The following is a 1,340-nucleotide window of genomic DNA, read 5'->3' on the forward strand; positions in this document are numbered from 1 at the left end:
TGAACCGTCCGCGGTTTCTTGCCGCTTCTATGCGGGTGCCAGCACCGGCGGTGCTGGCGTGGTGATGTCAGCGTAGTAGGCGGCCTCGAACTCGTCGGGTGGGACGTCGCCCAGGCGGGAGTGCAGGCGGTGCTGGTTGTACCAGTCGACCCACGCAAGCGTGACCCACTCGACGTCTTCCAGCCGTCTCAGCGGGCCGTCACGGAATGGTGAGTCGTCGCGGATCGCTTCGTTCTTGAACAACCCGATTGTGGACTCTGCCAGGGCGTTATCGTAGGCATCGCCGATGGAACCGATCGAAGCGGCGATGCCTTCGAGGGCGAGGGTCTCGGCGAAGGACACAGACGTGAACTGGCTTCCGGCGTCAGAATGATGCACCAAACCGTCGCCTGCAGGATGGCCGGCGCGGTCACGCCGCCACAGCCCCATGCGCAGCGCGGTCGTCACCAGCGGCGTGGTCTTCGACATCGACGCGTGCCAACCGACGATCGCCCGCGAGTAGCAGTCGATGACGAACGAGACGTAAGCGAAGCCCGCCCAGGTGCGCACGTAGGTGAAGTCCGCGACCCAGCGGATGTTCGGCGCGGGCGCGGTGAAGTCCCGATCCAGCAGATCCGGAGCACGCTCTGCATTGCGATCAGCGATCGTGGTGCGCACACCGCGGCCACGCACACGACCGTTGAGTCCCAGGTCTCGCATGAGGCGATCGACCTGACGGGCCGAGGCCGGCAGGCCCTGGCGGCGCAGGTGGGAGACCATCTTGCGCCGCCCGTACATGCCCTCGGGAGTGCCCGTCGTGGCCAGTAGCGCGTCGGCCACGACCGCGTCCACCCGATCCCGCACCGACGCGTCACGAATGCGCATGTCTCGGTAGGTTCGTGCGGCGATCTGGACGCCCTGCCCTCGCAGGACGGCGCAGATCGACTCGACCGCACGACCCTTGGTGCGCTGCTCGTCGATGAACGCGACGATCAGCGACGACGGGGGTCGAGTTCCCCGGCGAAGAAAACCGCTGCGTCCTTGAGGATCGCGTTGGCCTCCCGCAGCTCGCGGTTCTCCCGCTCGAGCTTGCGAATCTTCTCGGACTCGGATGTCGTCACGCCCTGACGCTCACCTGCGTCGACCTGAGCTTGGCGCACCCACCGGCGCAGCGACTCGGCTCCGAAACCGAGTCGTCCAGCGACCGTTTGGCATGCGACGGTGAGGTTCGGGTACTCGTCGAGATGGTCCAGGACCAGCCGCACGGCACGCTGCTTGGTCTCCTCGGGAATCCTCTTCGGCATGGGCTCTATCTTCCTTCCAGACTCGAAAGGAAGCGGCATCAAACCGGGGACGGTTCA

At 66.0% G+C, this 1,340-nt stretch carries 1 protein-coding gene; it reads right to left on the reverse strand.

What is annotated here, in order from left to right; genetic code table 11:
- Window positions 1–27 precede the first annotated feature (27 nt).
- A protein-coding gene (locus B7K24_RS00010) for an IS3 family transposase (RefSeq protein ID WP_144268038.1) occupies window positions 28–1,283 on the reverse strand; the annotation gives its coding sequence in 2 pieces (ribosomal slippage) (window positions 28–1,013 and window positions 1,013–1,283; 1,257 coding nt in all).
- Window positions 1,284–1,340: the final 57 nt, after the last annotated feature.

It is taken from the genome of Demequina sp. NBRC 110055 (genome assembly GCF_002090135.1).
GTDB lineage: Bacteria > Actinomycetota > Actinomycetes > Actinomycetales > Demequinaceae > Demequina.